General features: G+C 63.5%; 1 pseudogene. It reads right to left on the bottom strand.

Going from position 1 to position 263, the window contains the following annotated elements:
• Positions 1 to 263: pseudogene (locus R0J88_RS21020) on the bottom strand (leucine--tRNA ligase); the annotation flags it as partial.

The raw sequence follows: 263 nt of genomic DNA, 5'->3' as shown, positions 1-263 counted from the left end.
CCGGTCAAGGGGTGGACGGCGTAGGCGCCGGTGAACTGGCCGGTGATCCGCTCGGCCTTGGCCATCCGTTCGCGCTCGGAGCGCAAGGCCGCTTCTTCGCGGTAATTGGCCACTGCAAGCTTGAGAGGCGCTGAGGTGATTGCCTCGACGGCATCATGCTCAGGCGCCAGCACCAGGAACGTCGCGCCATACAGCGTATCGGGGCGGGTGGTAAAGACCTTGATCGCGGTCTGCGAATCACGCACCTGGAAATCAATTTCCGC

Source organism: Pseudoalteromonas sp. SIMBA_162, assembly GCF_046535955.1.
Classification (GTDB): Bacteria; Pseudomonadota; Gammaproteobacteria; order Enterobacterales; family Alteromonadaceae; genus Pseudoalteromonas; species Pseudoalteromonas marina.
This window is presented reverse-complemented; position numbering and strand designations above follow the sequence as displayed.